Origin of the sequence: Oscillochloris sp. ZM17-4, from assembly GCF_019599295.1 — a bacterium.
In the GTDB taxonomy this organism is placed as follows: domain Bacteria; phylum Chloroflexota; class Chloroflexia; order Chloroflexales; family Chloroflexaceae; genus Oscillochloris.
Window position 1 is genome coordinate 1 of record NZ_JAIEWN010000177.1, and the last position, 1,232, is coordinate 1,232.

General features: G+C 53.6%; 2 protein-coding genes. Both read right to left on the minus strand.

The annotated features are described in order from the left end of the window. Positions 1 to 518: 518 nt before the first annotated feature. Entirely contained in the window at positions 519 to 872 is a 354-nt protein-coding gene (locus K2Z83_RS28515; RefSeq protein ID WP_220598556.1) for a DUF5615 family PIN-like protein, read from the minus strand. Beyond that, the gene (locus K2Z83_RS28520; RefSeq protein ID WP_220598557.1) at positions 869 to 1,105 is read right to left on the minus strand and encodes a DUF433 domain-containing protein; all 237 of its coding nucleotides are present in this window, start codon (positions 1,103 to 1,105) and stop codon (positions 869 to 871) included. Before K2Z83_RS28520 ends, K2Z83_RS28515 begins: the two co-directional genes overlap by 4 nt. Positions 1,106 to 1,232: the final 127 nt, after the last annotated feature.

Here is a 1,232-nt window from a genome sequence, read left to right on the forward strand (position 1 = left end):
CCCTGTCCGGCGACCGCGTTTACGGCACGCGGCGATCAGCTTTCGTGGCCCTGCCCGGCTGCCCGGTATGCCCGGCTGCCCGGTATGCCCGGCTGTTCGGCTGTCCGGTATGTCCGACTGTCCGGCTGCCCGGCTGCCCGGGTATGTCCGGCTGTCCGGCTGTCCGGCTGCCCGGCTGCCCGGCTGTCCGGATATGTCCGGCTGCCCGATTGTCCGAATATCCGACATGGGCCATACTCGCTGCGGGCCGCCCAACGATCCGCGTTAGGCGCGCCGCTGGCGGCATTGCGTGATGGCAGTGCTAACGGCACGCGACGACCATGCCAAACGCACCAGGTTCCGGGCCGCGCCAGCGGCGTCGCCTGCACGCGGCTGTTGGGCCGGAGAATGGGGGTGCGAAATGTCTGGCTATCGGGAAATAGCTCGCTATCCGGCCTCGCTCGTCGGATAAGAACCATTTACGCTTACTGGTCATACTGATTGTTCAGACAGAATATTTCTTGTTAAATGTAAAGAATTTACGCATGAATAATCAATGCCTGTCGCGTGACTTCGAGATAGCTATTGACTTCCAATGCTGCGATAATTGCAGGCAAAACAGGAATGAGTATTTTTTCTAACTCAAAATTACTTATGTTTCCTGTGGCGATGACGACCAATTTTGCGGGTCGTTGTGTAAGAATAAATGTTTCCACAAAATCTGCATCTTTTGTCACCACAACACGCTGCTGTTGTTCTGCAATGTCAATGATTTCTATGTCAGGAGTGGTATTTTTCTGCGGAAGATCGAGCGTATGAATCGCATCATGGCCCGCATTTCGGAAGAGAAAGACGAGCTTACGGGGTAATTGTGCGTCAATGATGAATTTCATGCTGCGGGAAGAAGTTCAATACGCTTGACCTGGCTGAGTCGCATAGCATACTCCAAGACCGCGAGTAAATCCTCACGTTCGAGATCTTCATAATCCACGAGAATCTCTGGGATGGACATCCCGGAACTAAGAAGTTCAAGCATCGATTCGACTGGATAGCGTAATCCACGAATAACCGGTTTCCCATGACAGATTGACGGGTTAATCGTAATACGTTGTAAGAGTGAGTTCATCACACCTCCTTCATCTATACAGGAAGTATAGCATACTTCATGGACGTATGGTTAGGATCGCGAGTCGTCTCCGGCATGGGCTTTACGGGTTGAGGGCGGCCCAACGCCAGCCTTCAGGCGCGCCGCT